We start from the raw sequence: 1,596 nt of genomic DNA, 5'->3' as shown, positions 1-1,596 counted from the left end.
GCCCACCGCGCGCATGCCAGTCACAAAGGCAGCTACGGCGATGTGGCGGTGGTGGGCGGAGAAGGGCTGCGGGCCCGGGGCATGGGCATGGCGGGCGCAGCGCTGTTGGCGGCATCGGCGGCGCTGCACGCGGGCGCCGGGCGGGTGATGGTGGCCCTGCTGGACGGGGCCGACCTGTCACTCGACCCCATGCAGCCGGAATGCATGTTCCGGCGCTTCGACGCGCTGCACCTGGAGCAAGGCACCGTGGTCTGCGGATGCGGCGGGGGCGAGGCCATCCGGGCGGTGCTGCCGAAGGTCCTGGCCGAGGCGCACCGCCTGGTGCTGGATGCGGATGCGCTCAATGCCGTGGCGGGCGACCCGTCCCTGGCGAAGGCGCTGCGCGATCGCGCGGCGCAGCCTGGCCGGCACACCGTGCTCACGCCCCACCCGCTGGAAGCGGCCCGGCTCCTGGCGGTGGACACGCCAGGCGTGCAGGCCGACCGGCTGGCTGCGGCCTCCCGGCTGGCGGACCAATTCGGCTGCGCGGTGGTGCTCAAGGGTTCGGGCAGCGTGATCGCGGCCGCGGGGCAAACGCCCTGCATCAATCCGACCGGCAACGCACGCCTGGCAACGGGCGGCACGGGGGATGTGCTGGCGGGACTGGTGGGTGCGCGGCTGGCCGCGGCGTCCGACGCGCCGAGCGCCGCCTTCGATGCGGCCATGGCAGCCTGCTGGATGCACGGCGAGGTGGCGGACCAATGGCCTGACGGCACCGCCTTGACGGCGTCGGCGCTTGCCCGGCGGCTGACGCCTGGGTGAATGGAACCCAAAACCGTTGACTTGCGTCAACGGAGCGCAACCAACCGTAACTGTCGTCGCAACAGCCTTCCAAAAGGCCTTGTCTGACAGACCCGGCCCGAAGGCAAGCGGTGTAATGCGTTCACCCCCACCGCCGTGCAGGCCCCACCCCTTTTGAAGGACTCTGTCATGAAACGCAAAATCCACTCCGGAACCCGCGCTTTCGCAGCCTTTACGGTGACAGTGCTTCTCGCGGTGGCTGCCACCGCCATGACGCTGGTACCGGACGAGGCGGTGCAGGCCGCCGACTCGCTGGTGAATCTGCCGGGCAACCTCGAGCAGATTCTTCCCGCGGAATCGTTCCTCAACTGAGTCCGGCGTCCCGGCACGGCGCGGGCCGGGGCAGTCCCCTGAATCTCCGCGCCATCCCCCTCCGCCCCCTCTGGGTTTCTGCGTCAGCGCTTTTCAGCGCTGAGCCCCTGCTCCAGCACCGACAACCGCCTGCGGGCGGCGGCAGCCGCGGGCCCATCGCCCCTTTGATCGGCACGCTGCGCCGCCAGGGTCAGCCAAGCCAGCAACGGCCGTCGCCACCCCTGCGCAGAGGCGGCCCCCACGGCGGAGTCGACCACCTGCGGCGTTTCCCGGCCGGTTTTCACCCACACCCCCGCGGCCACCAGGCGCGACAACGGATCGGCCAGGCCGGCTTGCGCAGCCGGGCCGGCCGCCCAAGCGCTGCGTGCGGCTCGGGCAGGTGGGCAGCGGCGTGACTGTCGATGGTGCCGGCCAGGTAACGTCGGCATAGGCCTGGTCCTGCGG

At 71.5% G+C, this 1,596-nt stretch carries 3 protein-coding genes; 2 read left to right on the top strand and 1 reads right to left on the bottom strand.

What is annotated here, in order from left to right; translation table 11 throughout:
- On the top strand, positions 1–801 hold an 801-nt coding region (locus AC27IQ_RS24185), incomplete at its 5' end, for an NAD(P)H-hydrate dehydratase (protein WP_487091084.1).
- A 168-nt stretch (positions 802–969) separates the two neighbouring features.
- Positions 970–1,152 (top strand): hypothetical protein, encoded by a 183-nt coding sequence (locus AC27IQ_RS24180; RefSeq protein ID WP_272568478.1) that lies wholly within the window; start codon positions 970–972, stop codon positions 1,150–1,152.
- Between the two features lie 83 nt (positions 1,153–1,235).
- Here AC27IQ_RS24180 and AC27IQ_RS24175 read toward each other — a convergent pair whose 3' ends face one another.
- Complete coding sequence (locus tag AC27IQ_RS24175; protein WP_487091083.1) at positions 1,236–1,466, bottom strand: hypothetical protein; 231 nt, start codon at positions 1,464–1,466, stop codon at positions 1,236–1,238.
- Positions 1,467–1,596 lie beyond the last annotated feature (130 nt).

The sequence above is a fragment of the Acidovorax sp. KPB24-07 genome (assembly GCF_057543315.1).
Note: the sequence above shows the minus strand (reverse complement) of the source record. Positions and strands in the feature narration are given on the sequence as shown.